13 protein-coding genes are annotated in these 13,979 nt (G+C 73.0%); 7 read left to right on the plus strand and 6 right to left on the minus strand.

Annotation, left to right across the window (positions count from 1 at the left end; genetic code table 11):
• Nucleotides 1-331: 331 nt before the first annotated feature.
• A complete protein-coding gene (locus ACQEVU_RS53400) occupies nucleotides 332-1,264 on the minus strand; it encodes a DMT family transporter (RefSeq protein ID WP_433338608.1) in 933 nt (310 codons plus the stop codon).
• Nucleotides 1,265-1,704: 440 nt separating this feature from the next.
• Between ACQEVU_RS53400 and ACQEVU_RS53405 the strand changes: the two genes are divergently transcribed.
• Nucleotides 1,705-2,595, plus strand: coding sequence for a hypothetical protein (locus ACQEVU_RS53405; RefSeq protein ID WP_433338610.1), 891 nt, complete (start codon nucleotides 1,705-1,707; stop codon nucleotides 2,593-2,595).
• A gap of 690 nt (nucleotides 2,596-3,285) precedes the next feature.
• On the opposite strand, the gene ACQEVU_RS53410 is transcribed toward ACQEVU_RS53405, so the two are convergent.
• Entirely contained in the window at nucleotides 3,286-3,564 is a 279-nt protein-coding gene (locus ACQEVU_RS53410) for a hypothetical protein (RefSeq protein ID WP_433338612.1), read from the minus strand.
• Nucleotides 3,565-3,638: 74 nt separating this feature from the next.
• On the minus strand, nucleotides 3,639-4,598 hold the full coding sequence (locus tag ACQEVU_RS53415; protein ID WP_433338614.1) for a lactonase family protein: 960 nt from the start codon (nucleotides 4,596-4,598) through the stop codon (nucleotides 3,639-3,641).
• 24 nt (nucleotides 4,599-4,622) lie between these two features.
• Between ACQEVU_RS53415 and ACQEVU_RS53420 the strand changes: the two genes are divergently transcribed.
• From ACQEVU_RS53420 to ACQEVU_RS53430, 3 genes are all read left to right on the plus strand, one after another.
• Nucleotides 4,623-5,114: a pyridoxamine 5'-phosphate oxidase family protein gene (locus tag ACQEVU_RS53420; protein WP_433338616.1), complete on the plus strand. Its 492-nt coding sequence runs from the start codon at nucleotides 4,623-4,625 to the stop codon at nucleotides 5,112-5,114.
• A 78-nt stretch (nucleotides 5,115-5,192) separates the two neighbouring features.
• The gene (locus ACQEVU_RS53425) at nucleotides 5,193-6,188 is read left to right on the plus strand and encodes a fatty acid desaturase family protein (protein WP_433338618.1); all 996 of its coding nucleotides are present in this window, start codon (nucleotides 5,193-5,195) and stop codon (nucleotides 6,186-6,188) included.
• Nucleotides 6,189-6,198: 10 nt separating this feature from the next.
• Nucleotides 6,199-6,762 carry a DUF1684 domain-containing protein gene (locus tag ACQEVU_RS53430; protein WP_433338620.1) on the plus strand — a complete coding sequence of 188 codons (564 nt, stop codon included), beginning with the start codon at nucleotides 6,199-6,201 and terminating at the stop codon, nucleotides 6,760-6,762.
• A 63-nt stretch (nucleotides 6,763-6,825) separates the two neighbouring features.
• Here ACQEVU_RS53430 and ACQEVU_RS53435 read toward each other — a convergent pair whose 3' ends face one another.
• Nucleotides 6,826-7,851 (minus strand): hypothetical protein, encoded by a 1,026-nt coding sequence (locus tag ACQEVU_RS53435; protein WP_433338622.1) that lies wholly within the window; start codon nucleotides 7,849-7,851, stop codon nucleotides 6,826-6,828.
• Nucleotides 7,852-7,944: 93 nt separating this feature from the next.
• Between ACQEVU_RS53435 and ACQEVU_RS53440 the strand changes: the two genes are divergently transcribed.
• The 3 genes from ACQEVU_RS53440 (at nucleotide 7,945) to ACQEVU_RS53450 (ending at nucleotide 11,849) form a co-directional block, all read left to right on the plus strand.
• Complete coding sequence (locus ACQEVU_RS53440) at nucleotides 7,945-9,747, plus strand: potassium channel family protein (protein WP_433338624.1); 1,803 nt, start codon at nucleotides 7,945-7,947, stop codon at nucleotides 9,745-9,747.
• 131 nt (nucleotides 9,748-9,878) lie between these two features.
• Nucleotides 9,879-11,102, plus strand: a complete 1,224-nt coding sequence (locus tag ACQEVU_RS53445; RefSeq protein WP_433338626.1) for a trypsin-like serine peptidase — start codon at nucleotides 9,879-9,881, stop codon at nucleotides 11,100-11,102.
• Between the two features lie 9 nt (nucleotides 11,103-11,111).
• Nucleotides 11,112-11,849: a phosphatase PAP2 family protein gene (locus tag ACQEVU_RS53450; protein WP_433338628.1), complete on the plus strand. Its 738-nt coding sequence runs from the start codon at nucleotides 11,112-11,114 to the stop codon at nucleotides 11,847-11,849.
• Here the strand turns inward: ACQEVU_RS53450 and nagA are convergent.
• Nucleotides 11,801-12,922 carry an N-acetylglucosamine-6-phosphate deacetylase gene (nagA, locus tag ACQEVU_RS53455; RefSeq protein ID WP_433338630.1) on the minus strand — a complete coding sequence of 374 codons (1,122 nt, stop codon included), beginning with the start codon at nucleotides 12,920-12,922 and terminating at the stop codon, nucleotides 11,801-11,803. The two genes, ACQEVU_RS53450 and nagA, sit on opposite strands and share 49 nt — an antisense overlap.
• On the minus strand, nucleotides 12,919-13,860 hold the full coding sequence (locus ACQEVU_RS53460) for an ROK family protein (protein WP_433338632.1): 942 nt from the start codon (nucleotides 13,858-13,860) through the stop codon (nucleotides 12,919-12,921). Before ACQEVU_RS53460 ends, nagA begins: the two co-directional genes overlap by 4 nt.
• Between the last annotated feature and the right edge of the window lie 119 nt (nucleotides 13,861-13,979).

Genomic DNA, 13,979 nt, shown 5'->3' on the forward strand with positions numbered 1-13,979 from the left:
CCCGTCCTCGACCGGCCTCCACCTGGAGGTCGCCGCGGACGGGGCGGCGGGGGTGACCCTTCGCGCCCCGTCCCCGACCGGCCTCCAACTGGAGGTCGCCGGGGACGGGGCGGCGGGGGTGACCGTTCGCGCCTCGGGTTTGGCGGACGACGTCCGGCTCGTGCTGAACGCCACGGCTTCAGGCGGCCGGACGGTCGGCCCGATTCAGCTCAACCCCTCTGCCGAGGGCCGCGGCTTCTACTCCTCCGGTCCGGTGCTCTCGCCGGGCCGGTGGACGGTCGTGGTGACCGGGCCGAATTCGGCGCGGGCGTCGGCGGAGGTGGAGGCGCGGTTACCGCAGAGCCCGCCCGCGCCTTCGGTTCGGGCTGCGGAACATCCGCCGTCGTCCTCGTCGAACTGGTGGCTGTGGGCCGTTGCGGCCCTCATCGCCGGCTCGATCTTCACGGCCTGGGCGTTCCTGAAGCGCCAGGGCCGCGACCGACCCCAGTAGCAGCAGACCGCCCGCCGCCGACCAGACGGTGAGCGGCTCGTGCAGGACCAGCGCGCCGAGGGCCACCGCGGCCAGCGGCTCGCTCAGGGCGACCACCGATGCGGTGGTCGCCCTGATCACGGTCAGCCCCTTGAAGAACAGCGCGTACGCGAGGGCGGTCGGCACCGCGCCGAGGAACACCAGCAGCCCCAGCGTGACGCCGATGCCCTCGGCGCGCGGCGCGAGCCCCTCGAGCGCGGCGAGGGGCAGCAGCGCGACCGTCCCGACGGCGAAACCGCCGAGCGCCGAGTCGTACGGGTCGTCGTTCTTGACGCGGTTGTGGATCGTGACGCCGGCGTACCCGGCCGCGCTGACGAGCGCCACCAGGATCCCGGCCAGCGGGTGCGGTCCGGTCTGGGGGTTCTGCGCCACGAGCAGGACGAGCCCCAGCAGCGCGGCGGCGAGGATCCTGATGTGCTGCCGGAACGTGCGTTCAGCGAGGGCGATGAGGATCGGCCCGGAGCCGAGCGTGACGACGGTGACGATCCCGACGCCGCCCAGCTCGATGGCGACGTAGTAGGCGGTCTGGTACAGCGCCATGCCCAGCCCGTTGAGGAGGCGCCGCTTCGGCCTTTTCCTGAGCAGGGCGGCGAGCAGGGCCAGCCCGCCGAGGTAGCGCCAGAACGTGACGGCGATCGGGCCGAGCCCGGAGTGCCGGTAGAGCAGGGCGGCGACGAAGCCGCCGACGCCCCAGGAGACCGCGGCGAGCGCGATGTAGATGAGACCCCGCTTCATGGGGGATGTGCCTTCCGGTTGATGGTCGACTGGACGCGTTCCGAACGCGGGCAGCCGCCACCGACCCGGGTCAGTTCACCGGGTTCGCGTGATCCTGGGCGGGCCCGCTACCGGATGGGCGGCGGGCACACGACGCGCAAGCACATGACGGGCACGATAGCCATCACCCACCGGACGGACACCCGAATTCCCGTTCCGATCACGATGTGGTGACAAGTCGCTGACATCCGCGTGTAGATCCGTCCCCACGGCATCGCGACACGCCGCGCGACGCGCCGATGAGCGGCGCATTCTTGCTTGGTTGTCACTATTCGTGTACGGAACTTCGTCGAATCGTCACCTTTCGATCGGATGTCCGATTGGCCGTCGCCGATTACGCTGTAGCGACACGCACAGCCGGAGGTCGCGCCGTGGCCACGTTGGCACAATCCCCCTCTGACATGCCGTGGACCCTCACGGGGGGCCGGGGCATCTTCGGTCTTGACCCGGTGACCGGGGCCATCGTGCTGTGGCTGGCTCTGATGGCCTTCATCGTGCTGTTCGTCCTGCTGGCCGGGTTCATGGCCCGCTGGAGCCTCTACCGGCTCAACCGCGCCGACCGCCAGGCCGCCGTACAGGAGGCCGAGGCCAGCCTGAGCCCCACCGAGCGCGCCCGCCTGCGCGCCGAGGCCGGCGAGCTGATCCGCCAGGCCGCCGCCACCGCGGCCGCGGCCAAGCGCGCCGAGATCCAGGTCGCCGAGGCCCAGGCCCGCAGCGCCGCCGCCACCACGGCGCGCGAGCAGGCGTGGGCGGTCTTCGACGTGGCCCAGAAGGCCTACCAGGACGCGCTGAGCGCCGCCGCCCAGGCCACGGCCGAGTCCGCCGCCGCCGACCAGGACGACGAGGCCAAGCGAGAGGTGTCGCGGGCCGCCCTGGACGCCTTCAAGCGCGGCGACATCACGGTGGACGCGCTGGAGCAGGTCTTCAAGGCCGCCGCCGGCGCCGACCCGCTGCAGGAGCTGGCCGCCCGCGAGGTCGAGCTGCGCCGCACCGCCGAGAGCCGGGCCCGCCGCCTGTACGAGGCCGCGGCGGCCGCGGAGCGCGCCGCGGTGACGGCCGCGGACGTGGCGGTCGTGGCCGCGGCCGCGCTGGCCCAGGAGGCCGCCGAGGTGGCGGTGGAGGCCGCGGAGCTGCGCGACACGCTGGACGCCGCGCGCCAGGCCGGCATCACGGCGTCGACGCTGGGCACCCGCAAGCGCGTCCCGCGCCAGCGTGCGCGCAACTCCCGCTCGGAGTCCACGGACAAGCCGGCCCTGACCACGGCAACCCCCGCGACCACCGAGGCCGCGTAGCTCTGGGTAGCGCGTTTTCACGCTGCGCAGTCGGAATCGACAGGGATTTTTCGCCGCCTGGTACGGTGGGAGACCGGAACGCCGCCGCCGGTTGGTATCCGCAACCACGGCCGGGGTGCCCGCTTTCGGACTTCGGTGCCTGACGTCCACGAATCGCAGCAACGCCCACACGCGCGCGTGTGCGCGACTCCTACCTCCGGTCTCCGGTCTGCGCCTTGGGGACTCTCACCGGGGCCGAGCCGCCACGCGGTCCCGCGCTCGGTCAGTGTCAGCCCTGTGCCGCGTCAGCCTCGCCCGTGGTGTGCTGAGCCAGCCGGGCCTCGGCCCGGTCCGTGGTGTGCCAGCCCGGTCCGTGGTGTGCCGCGCCCGTCCGGTCCATGGCGCGCGGTGGGTCCGGCCCGTGCGGCGTCAGTCTGGTCCGCGCCGCGCCGCGCCGCGCCGCGCCGCGCCCGGCCCGCGCCGCGCGCCGGGGCTAGTGCCGCGCCGGTCTGCCCGCGGTGCGCCCACCTGGCCCGTGCCCCGCCGCGGGGCCGCCTGGCCCGCGTGGCGGCGACTCGCATCGACCTGCGCTCCGCCGACCCGTACCGCGCGGGCGTCGTGGCCGGCGCGACGGGACGCGGCGGTGGGCTGCGGGGCTGGAGCGCGCTGGCCAAGATCACCAGGGCGCGACCGTTGCGACCAAAGGCAGGGTCAGGCGGTCTCGGCCCAGTCCGTGCCGGTGACCGGCGGGGGAGTGTCGTCCGACCCGGCGGACGGGGGTGGCGCAAACTGCATGCCGGCCAAGGTCTCCTGCAGCCGCGGCAAATCCGCGGCGGCGAGCTGGAACGACGCGCGGCAGATCTTGTCGACCCACAGCGATACGACCACCGTGCCGCGCTCGGGATGGCACGTGACCCGCATCGTGCGGTCGCCGCCCCGTACGTCCTCGAAAATGTCGCCCGTCTTGGGCAGCACCACCAGCTCACCCATAGACCAATGCTGCGGCACTGAACGCCGGTTCAGCAAGCGTTCAGTGCCACGTCATCCGGCATCTCGCCCCGGGGTCAGCGATCGACCGGGATCACCGCGCTGGGGGAGGGGTGTTCCAGGACCACGCGGGCGGGGTGCGGCACGCCCGAGTCGCGGTCGAGCTCCAGCAGCGTCACCGTGCCCGAGTGCTGGTTGGCCACGCAGAGGGCGCCGTCCAGCAGGGCGAAGTGGCGGGGCCAGGTGCCGCCCGTGGAGACCTCGTCGATCGGGAGCAGGCCTTCGGGCTCGACGGCGAACGTGGTGATCGTGTCGTTGCCCCGGTTGCCGACGTAGAGCAGGCGGCCGTCGCGGGACACGACCAGCTCGCTCGGGAAGTTGTCGCCGACCGGCTGGACCAGGCAGGACGGCTTCACGTCGAGGAGCTCGAAGCCCGAGGTGTACGTCGCGACCGTCGACGCCAGCTCGTTGGCCACGAACACGCGGCCGTCGGGGTGGAAGACGAGGTGGCGAGGGCCGCTGCCCAGGGGTTGGACCGTCGTGGTGTGGAAGTGTTCCAGCACCCCCGAGGGGGACAGCCGGTAGTGCACGATCGCGTCCATGCCGAGGTCGACGGCGTGGACCATCGTGCCGCGGACCGTCACCTGGTGGGCGTGCGGGCCCTCTTGGCGGTCCTCGCGAACGCTGGCGCCGGCGTGCTGGGCCAGGTCGGTCTGCCGGTCGAGCGAGCCGTCGGGGCGCAGGGCGAACACCGCGACCGAGCCGGTGGCGTAGTTCGCGGCCAGGAGGTGGTGGTCGCCGGCCAGCGCGAGGTGGCACGGCGAGCCGCCGCCCGTCGGCAGCGTGCCGAGGAGCGCGCCGTCGGGGGTGAAGGCCGAGACCTGTCCGCCGTCGAGCTCGGCCACGGCGTACCGGACGCCGGTCGGGCCGACCGCCAGATAGCTCGGGGCGGGCGTCCGCACGGGCGGGGCGAGCGGCTTGAAGTCGTCGTCGTAGGTCGAGTACTGGTCTGCGTAAGAGCCGATGAGCACTGGCACCTGAGCAAGCCTAGGCTTCCGCACATGGGTATGCAGCGCGGACGGCCCTGGATGCCGGGGTACGGCATCGAGGAGGGCGACGAGGGGCTGCTCGACTGGGAGGCGGTCCGCGACCGGCTCCGCGACTCGCACAACTACTGGCTGTCGACGGTACGGCCCGACGGGCGCCCCCACGCGATGCCGGTCTGGGCCGTGTGGCTCGGCGACGCCGTGTGGTTCTCCAGCTCGGTGCGGTCGCGAAAGATACGCAACCTGCGGGCCAACCCGGCGTGCACGATCACCACCGAGGACGGACGAGCGCCGGTCATCGTCGACGGTACGGCGGACGTCGTCACCGACACGGACCGGATCCGCGCGTTCCTCGACGCCACCAACGCCAAGTACCAGGCCGGGCTCGAGCTGTCGTTTCTCGACCCGGACGTCAACGCGACCGTGCGGATCGCCCCGAGCGACGTGTTCGCGCTCGAGGAGGCCCGGTTCACGCGGACGCCGACGCGGTTCCGGCCGCACCCCTAGGGGTGGGGGCAGCACTACCACGGAACAAGGGGGCTGACGGGTTCGATCGTCGGCGCCGCAGCCGGGAGGCTGAGGCGCATGACAGTTCTGGTTGACGCGCCGCGGTCGAGCGACTTCACCGCCCTTTCCCAGCGGGTCCGCGCCGCCGGGCTGCTTGAGCGCAGGCCGGGGTACTACGCCGTCCGCCTCACCCTCGTCACCGCGCTCTACGCCGGCGGCTGGGCGGGGCTGGCCCTGACGCACAGTCTGTGGTTCGCCGCCGTCCTCGCCATCGCGTACGCCCAGGTCGCCCTCGTCGCCCACGACCTGGCCCACAAGCAGGTCTTCCGCGGCCGCCGCTGGTCGGAGGCGCTGGGCCTGCTGGCGGGCAACGCCGGCATTGGGATGAGCTACGGCTGGTGGATGAACAAGCACACCCGCCACCACGCCAACCCCAACCACGAGGAGCACGACCCCGACGTCGCGCCGGACATCCTCGTCTGGTCGACCCGGCAGGCGGAGCGGGCGCGGGGCGTGGCCCGGCTGATCGGCGGCCACCAGGCGCTGCTGTTCTTTCCGCTGCTGCTGCTCGAGGGCTTCAACCTCCACGTGCAGAGTGCCCGCGCGATCCCGTCGGTGAAGCGGCGACGGCTGGAGGGATTCCTGCTGTACGGCCACATCGCCGTCTATCTGGGCGCCGTCTTCCTGCTGCTGTCGCCCGCGATGGCCGTCGCGTTCGTGCTGGTACACCAGGCGCTGTTCGGTTTGTATCTCGGCCTGACGTTCGCGCCCAACCACAAGGGCATGCCCGTGCTCAGCGGCGACGACGAGCTGGACTTCCTGCGCAAGCAGGTGCTCACGTCGCGCAACGTGCGCGGGGGCGTCTGGCTGGACATCGCGCTCGGCGGCCTCAACTACCAGATCGAGCACCACCTGTTCCCGAACATGCCCACGCCCGCCCTGCGCCGCGCACAGCCGATCGTGGAGGGCTACTGCGCCGAGATCGGGGTGCCGTACCACTCGGCGTCCTTCGTCTCGTCCTACACCCAGGCCCTGCGTCACCTGCACGAGGCCGGCGCCCCGCTGCGCAGGTAGCTTCGAGCGCGTGGACGCTCTTGCACTCGCCGACTTCCGGGCCCGGGTCGCCGCCATGTACCTGTCCGACGCGGACCTGGCGGGGTTCCGGGCCCTTCGCGACGACCTGTTCGCCACCCATCCGCAGTCCGCGGCGCCGGGGCCGCTGCGCTACTTCCCGCCGAGCGAGGAGTTCGTGGCCACGGTGCCGCTGACCCCGGCCGAGGGCGAGCTGGAGATCGCCACCGGCGGGGAGGACGGGGTGCTGCGCTACGAGCGGGTCGGGATCCTCGACACCCCGTGGGGGCCGCTGACGCTGTTCTGGCTGGCGGCGTACGGCGGCGGGCTGTTCCTGCCCTTCCGCGACGGGACCAGCGGCAGGGAGACGTACGGGGCGGGGCGCTACCTCACCGACACGGTGAAGGGCACCCACGGGCGCGGGGTGGAGGCGCTGCCGGACGGGCGGGTGCGGCTGGACTTCAACTACGCCTACAACCCGTCCTGCGCGTACGACGACGCCTGGGCCTGCCCGCTGGCGCCGTATGAGAATCGCCTGCCCGGGCAGATCCGGGCAGGCGAGCTATCGTACCACTAAATGTTGAAATGTCGGAAATATCCGGCCGCGCCAGCGGCCGGACATTTCCGTTGAAACGAACGATCAGCCGACGATGCCGCTGAACATCGGCAGCACCCCGCCGGCCAGGCCACCCACCGCCGGCAGGCCTGTCACCAGAGGCAGAGCCTCCTCCGAGGAAGACGAGTGGCGCGGCGTGTAGGAGGAGGCGTGCCGCGGGGCGTAGGCGCTCTCCGTGAGCAGCGGCAGGCCGCTCGTCGCCTGGGGGAGCGCGCCGGTGGTGGGCACGAAGCGGTTCGCGACCGCCGAGGTGCTCACGCCCGGGGTCGGGCCGACGCCGCCGATGACCGGGACGCCGGTGACCGAGTCGTTCTTCAGCACGTCGCTGCCGCCGAGCGGTAGGTCGCCCACGACCGGAAGGCCGGCGGCCTCCGTCGCGTCGTCCTCGGTAGCGGCGCCGATCGGGATGCCGTAGTCGTCGACCGGCTTCAGGGTGCCGCGCACCGGCAGGCCGTTGCCCAGCAGCGGCAGGCCGCCGACCAGGGGCAGGGCCTCGGTCTTGGCGCGGCGCGGGGACGGCTTCGCCGCCGCCGGGAACGCGGTGGAGGTGTCCGCGATCGAGGCGCCCTGGAGCGTGTCGGTGCCGGGCAGGCCGAGCTGGCTGAGGTTCGTCAGCGGGCCGACCAGCGGCAGCGCGGCGAGGGAGTCCTCGGTGCCGGCCGTCGACGTCGGCAGCGGCGGCAGCCCGGGCAGGCGGCTCGACGTGGTGCGGGGCAGGCCCAGGCTCTCGGTCGGCACCAGGCTGGACAGCGGCAGCCCGGTCAGCACGCCCGGCATCGGCCGGCCGTTGAGGCTGTTCGTGCGCAGCGACGCCGACGTGGTGCGCCCGCCGGCCTCGTTCGTCGTCGACGCGGCGCTGGTGTCGATGCGGTCGCCGTGCGCCTGCATCTGCAGCGACTGGTTGTTCGGGCCGCCCGCGGGCGTGAACAGATCGTCCAGCTGGCCGGGTGCCAATGCGGTGTCATCGGCGTGCGCGGCGCCGGCGCCGAGCAGCAGCATGCCGCCCGCGATGCCGACGGTGCCTACCGTCCGGCGAAACCACGTGTTCATCGGTGAAAACCCATCTGGTCGACAATGCGATTCGTCTCGGTCCAACGAGGCCGGCGGGCGATGGAAACTGGTGATCTTCGCTAGGATCGCCCGGTGGCGTCCGAGTCGTGGCTGATGAGGCGGCTGCGGGGGAACCTTCCACGCGTTCAGGCGATCACCCGTCCGTGGTCGCTTCCGGCCGCCGAGAGCGAGCCGGCGGCCCGGCACGCGGTCCACGGGCCGGCCAAGCGGGTGGTCGTCTGCGGCGACGATCCGCTGGCGCTGCGGCTCTGCCAGGAGCTCATCGAGCAGTACGGCGTCCACGTCACCGCCATCCTGCCCAGCGTCAAGCGGCGGCACGGGCCTGAGATCGCCAAGCTGCTGGCCGACAGCGGCGGGCGGGTCGTGGAGGCCGACCGGCCCGACACCGAGGCGTTCGAGCGGGCCGGCCTCGCCGACGCCGACGCGCTCGCGCTGGTCAAGCAGGACGACATCGGCAATCTCGACGCGGCCCTGCAGGCGCAGGAGCTCAACCGGCGCATCCGGCTCGTCATCCGGATGTTCAACCTGCGGCTCGGGCACAGCGTGCGGCGCAACTTCGCCGACGTCCGCGTGCTCTCCGACGCGCAGATGGCCGCGCCCGCGTTCGTCTCCGAGGCGCTGGGCGAGGTCGCGCCCGTGCACGTGCGGGTCGCGCAGCGCACGCTGTTCGTGGCCCGCCGCGACGAGGTGCGCCCCGACGACGTGGTCTGCGGGCTGGCCCGGACCGCCGGCGCGGACGACCCCGAGCTGCTGCCGGAAGATCAGGATCAGGCCGATCTGGTACTGGCCGTGGCCAACGGCGAGGGCGCCGCCACGGTCCTCTCGCGCCACGACCCGCGGCCCCGCCGGCGCGGCTGGCGCAACCCGCTGCGCAGCATCCGCGGGCTGATCAGCCGGCGGCTGTGGCTCACCGCCCTCGCCCTGCTGGCCGTCGGCCTGGCCGGCTCCGCGGTCATCGCCCACTACAAGCACATCGCCTGGTGGAACGCCGCCTACGTGACGCTGCTGTCGGAGCTCACCGGCGCGAACCCCGACCTGGAGGAGTCCTGGCCGGAGAAGCTCGTCACCGCCGCGCTCGGGCTGGTCAACGTCGCGCTCATCCCGATCGTCACGGCCGCCGTCGTCGAGGCCGTCGTCAACGCCCGGCTGGCCATCGCGCTGGGCCGGCTGCGCGAGCCGATGTCGGGGCACGTGGTCGTCGTCGGGCTCGGCAACGTCGGTACCCGGGTCATGCACTCCTTCGTCGACCTCGGCGTGCCGGTCGTGGTCATCGACCGGGACGAGAACGCCCGCGGCGCCCAGGCCGCCCGCGAGCGCGGGGTGCCGTTCATCGTCGGCGACGCGAGCAACATCGAGACCCTGCGGGCCGCCTCCGTCGACACCTGCCGGGCGCTCGTCGTGGTCTCCACCGACGACCAGGCCAACCTCGAGGCGGCGCTGGAGAGCCGGGCCCTCAAGCCCGACCTGCGGGTCATCCTGCGGCTCTTCGACGGCCGGTTCGCCGACCGGGTGCAGCGCGCCTTCGGCATCACCGCTTCGCGCAGCGTGTCGTACCTCGCCGCCCCGGCTTTCGCCGCCGCCCTTCTCGAGCGCGAGGTCATCGGCACGATCCCGGTCGACCGCCGGGTGCTGCTGCTGGCCGAGGTGCCGGTCTGCGCCGGCTCGCAGCTGGACGGCCGCCCGGTCTCGGCCGCGCAGGAGGTCGGCGAGGTGCGGGTCCTGGCCGTGGCGACCGACGAGGAGCGCCACACGGTGTGGGCCCCGCCGGCCGCGTACGTGCTGCGCGCCGACGACCTGCTCACCGTGGTAACGACGCGGCTGGGACTGGGCGACCTGTTGGCTCGTACTGGCGGGACGGTCGACGGAGTTCGCTGAGTTCCCGCCTCCTGGCGGCGGGATGCGTCGTTGAATGGGCGGATCGCCCGATTTACCCCCTGACGCTGCGGGCGTTCCCTTCTTGCGGACATCATCGGGAGGACGCGCTCATGCGGCGTAGGTCGTTGCTCGTGGCAGGGGTCTGTTCCCTGCTCGCCCTCACCGGGGCGGGGGTCGCCATGGCGGGGTCCCGCCCGGCGACGCTGCCGGCCCGGGCGCCGGCCAGCGCGCCGTCGCTGCGGCTGTTCCACGACGTGTCCGGGCTGCAGGAGCCGGGCGGCGAGGCGGCCGGCGTGCTGGAGTCGGTGACCGGCGGGGAGATCGAGCGCTCGGCGAGCCGGACGTTCACGTACGCCGGCGCCGACTACGTGAAGGTGCACTTCTCGCGCCTGGCGCTCTCCGACGGCGACAAGGTCGTCGTGAGCGATGCGCGGGGGACGGAGCACTACGAGTACACCTCGAAGGATCTGAGCGACTCGGACAACTGGTCGATGTCGGTCTCCGGCGACCGCGCGGTCGTGCGGGTGCAGAAGGCCAAGGACGACGTGTTCGGCATCCGGTCGAAGCTGGCGAGCATGGGCGTGACCGTCGACCGGGTCGCCCGCGGGCAGACCGCCGCCGAGCGGGCCAAGGCCGACGCGGACCGCCGCGCCGCGCTCGCCGCCGCGCCGCACGAGGAGAGCATCTGCGGGCGGACGAACGAGACCGAGAACGCGGCCTGCTACAAGTCGGCGGACCCGGTCGCGTACGCGAACTCGAAGCCGGTCGCGCGGATCCTCATCAACGGCGTGGAGCTGTGCACGGCGTGGCGGGTCGGCACCCAGAACCGGATGCTGACCAACCACCACTGCTTCACCACGACCCGCGAGGCGCGCAGCACCGAGGTCTGGTTCAACTACGAGTGCGCGCGGTGCGACGGCGGCGCCACGCTGCGCCCGGTGAAGGTCATGGGCGACCAGGTGCTCGCGACCGACGACATCCTCGACTACACGCTGTTCAGCGTGAAGAACTTCGGGCAGATCCAGCAGTTCGGCTACCTGGAGATCGACGACCGGGCCCCCGTGCGCGGCGAGGAGCTCTACATCCCGCAGCACCCGCGGGGCGCGCCGACGGTCATCACCACGCAGGACAGCACCGAGCGCAGCGGCAACTGCGCGGTCGACGACCCGGCGTACGACGGCTACGCGGCCAACACCGACATGTCGTACTTCTGCGACACCGACGGGGGCTCCTCCGGCTCGCCGGTCATCTCCCGGCGTACCAACAAGGTCATCGCCCTGCACCACTTCGGCGGCTGCCCCAACTCGGGCGTGCGGCTGGACCGGATCGCCGAGCAGTTGCGGCAGCTCATGTAGGTTCGTCTGGTGCGCCTCGAGTTACGCCCGATCCGTCCCGCTGGTTGGTGGCTGGACGCGGTGCTCGTAGCGGGGTTCGTCGCGGTCACGCTCCTGCTGGCCGCGCGGACCCCGCTGCTGCATGTGGACACGGCCGTGCGCGACTTCGTCGACGCGCACCGCCCGCACTGGTTCTACATCACCCTGCGGGTGGGCAACCTGCTCGGCCAGGGCGGGATGGTGCTCACCCCCCTGGTGGCGATCGCCGCCTTCTTCATGAGCCGGGCCCGGCACACGGTCCGCCCGTTTCTGCCGTTCCTCGGGGCGGAGCTGATCACCTACGTGACCATCGGCCCGCTGAAGGTGTGGACGGACCGCACCGCGCCGAGCGACCACAAGATCAGCAACCCCGAGTGGCTCTTCCGCATCGACACGGGCATGTCCTACCCGTCGGGCCACGTCGTCAACACCATCGTGTTCTACGGCGTGCTGGCCACCATGCTGACCGGGGTGCTCCGCCCGCGCCTGGTGACCGCCCTGCGGTACACGATCCCGCTGGTGGTCGTGTTCACCACGACCTACCTGAGCTTCCACTGGTTCACCGACGGCATCGCGGCGCTCATGGTCGGCCTGGTCCTCGAACGGCTGCTGCGCCGCGTGCCGTGGGACGACATCCCGCTCGGGGGCCGCCTCACGAGGGCCGGATGGGCCGGGCCGTTCTACGACGTCGTCGAGGAGACCCAGGAGCCGGCGCGCATCACGCGCTGAACGTTGAGGTCGTCGTCGAGCAGCACCAGGTCGGCCCGCAGGCCCGGGCGCAGCGCGCCCACCTCGCCGGCCAGGCCGATCGCCCCGGCCGGCGTCGCCGAGGCCATCCGGGACGCGTCGAGCAGCGACAGCCCGGCGCCGACGGCCCGGCGGAACGCCTGGTCCATGGTGAGGGTGCTGCCGGCGATCGCGCCGTCGCGGGTCAGCCGGGCCACCCCGCCGGCGACCTCGACGCTCTGCCCGCCCAGCTCGTAGGTGCCGTCGGGCATGCCGGCGGCGGCCATGGCGTCGGTGATGAGCGCGGCCCGGGCCGGCCCCGTGACGGAGGCGGCGAAGGCGAGCGTGCCGTCGTGCAGGTGGATGCCGTCGGCGACGAACTCGCAGACCACGCCGGCCGCGCCGAGCAGGGCGAAGACCGGGCCGGGCTGGCGGTGGTGGGGCGGGCGCATGCCGTTGAACACGTGGGTGCCGACGGTGGCGCCGGCCTCGACGCCGGCCAGGGTCTCCTCGTAGGTGGCGTCGGTGTGGCCGATGGCCGCGACGACCCCGCGCTCGACGAGCAGGCGGATCGCGTCGAGGGCGCCGGGCAGCTCGGGCGCGATGGTGACCAGGCGGACCGCGCCCTCGCCGGCCTTGATGAGCGCGTCGAGCTCGTCCGTCGACGGGTGGCGCAGGTGGGCCGGGTTCTGGGCGCCGCAGCGGGCCTGGGAGAGGTACGGGCCCTCGAAGTGGATGCCGGCCAGCACGCCCTCGGCCGCGAGCGGGGCGAACGCCCTGGTGGCGCTCATCATCAGCTCCGGCGGCGACGTGACCAGGCTGGCGAGCATGGTCGTGGTGCCGTGCGCGAGGTGGTACGCGGCGGCCTTGCGGGCCTCGTCCGCGTCGCCGGTGGTGAAGGTCGCGCCGCCGCCGCCGTGGACGTGGATGTCGACGAAGCCGGCCACGGCGGTGCCGGTGGCTGCGGGGCCGTCGTGCTCGCCGACCTCGGCGATCCGCTCGCCCTCGACCCGGACGAAGCCGTTGTCGATGACGCGGTCGCCCGCCACGACCCGAACCCCGGAGACCACCGTCATTGCGCGTTTCCCTTCGTTTGCAAGTTGTCGAGCGCGATGAGGGCGGCGCCCAGGCAGCCGGCCTCGTCGCCCAGCGCGGCGCGGGTGATCTCCGGCTCGCGGTGGAAGGTCACGCGGGCGTGCACGCCCTCGCGCAGCGGCGCCAGCAGCGCCTCGCCGGCCTCGGCGAGCCCGCCGCCGAGCACGATCACGGCCGGGTCGAACAGCGCGATGCCGGTCATGAGCCCGTCGGCCAGCGCGTCGATCGTCTCGCGCCAGACGGCGACCGCGATCGGCTCGCCCTCGGCGGCCAGGGCCACGACCTCCTGCGCGGTGGCGCCGCGGCCGGCCTGCTCGGAGTAGCGGCGCCCGACCGCGGACGCCGAGGCGATCGCCTCCAGGCAGCCGCGCTGGCCGCAGCCGCAGACCGGGCCGCCGGGGCGCACGACGATGTGGCCGATCTCGCCGCCGGCCCCGTGGCCGCCGGTGTACACCTGGCCGTGCACGACGTTGGCGGCCGCGATGCCGGTGCCGATCGGGATGACGAGGACGTAGTCCTGGCCCCGGCCGGCGCCCAGCCGCGCCTCGGCCAGGCCGCCGGCGCGCACGTCGTGGCCGAGCGCCGCGGGCAGCCCGAGGCGCTCCTCGAGGAGAGCCTTCAGCGGTACGTCCCGGAAGCCGACGTTCGCCGCCCAGACCGCGACGCCGTTGACCTCGTCGATGACCCCGGGCACGACCAGCCCGGCGCCCACCGGCTCCAGGCCCTTGGCCCGCGCGGTCGCGGCCAGCCCCTCGGCGATGCTCAGGATGGTCTCGATGACGGCCGCGCCGCCGCGGTCGGCCCCGGTGGGGTGGCGCTGCGCGTGCAGGACCGTGTGCAATGCGTCGCCGTCGGCGCCGACCAGCGCGCACTTGATCCCGGTGCCCCCGACATCGAGGGCGATCACGGTCTGCGTCATGTGCGGCTCAAACCTCGCCTGATCGTCGGTGCATAAAACTCAGCTGGTTCGCGCATCATTGCGCACCCGCGGGTGGGCTGGCAACCGTACCGCACTCGCCGGTTCGAGCAGTTGCCTTT

The organism is Dactylosporangium sp. CA-139066 (genome assembly GCF_050936175.1).
Classification (GTDB): Bacteria; Actinomycetota; Actinomycetes; order Mycobacteriales; family Micromonosporaceae; genus Dactylosporangium.

What these genes read in the sequence shown, in the direction of transcription:
- ACQEVU_RS53405 (WP_433338610.1), top strand. Translation starts at nt 1,705, where the DNA reads ATGCCGTGGACCCTCACGGGGGGCCGGGGCATCTTCGGTCTTGACCCG.
- ACQEVU_RS53425 (WP_433338618.1), top strand. Translation starts at nt 5,193, where the DNA reads ATGACAGTTCTGGTTGACGCGCCGCGGTCGAGCGACTTCACCGCCCTT.
- nagA (WP_433338630.1), bottom strand. Translation starts at nt 12,922, where the DNA reads ATGACGGTGGTCTCCGGGGTTCGGGTCGTGGCGGGCGACCGCGTCATC.
- ACQEVU_RS53400 (WP_433338608.1), bottom strand. Translation starts at nt 1,264, where the DNA reads ATGAAGCGGGGTCTCATCTACATCGCGCTCGCCGCGGTCTCCTGGGGC.
- ACQEVU_RS53420 (WP_433338616.1), top strand. Translation starts at nt 4,623, where the DNA reads ATGGGTATGCAGCGCGGACGGCCCTGGATGCCGGGGTACGGCATCGAG.
- ACQEVU_RS53460 (WP_433338632.1), bottom strand. Translation starts at nt 13,860, where the DNA reads ATGACGCAGACCGTGATCGCCCTCGATGTCGGGGGCACCGGGATCAAG.
- ACQEVU_RS53435 (WP_433338622.1), bottom strand. Translation starts at nt 7,851, where the DNA reads ATGAACACGTGGTTTCGCCGGACGGTAGGCACCGTCGGCATCGCGGGC.
- ACQEVU_RS53410 (WP_433338612.1), bottom strand. Translation starts at nt 3,564, where the DNA reads ATGGGTGAGCTGGTGGTGCTGCCCAAGACGGGCGACATTTTCGAGGAC.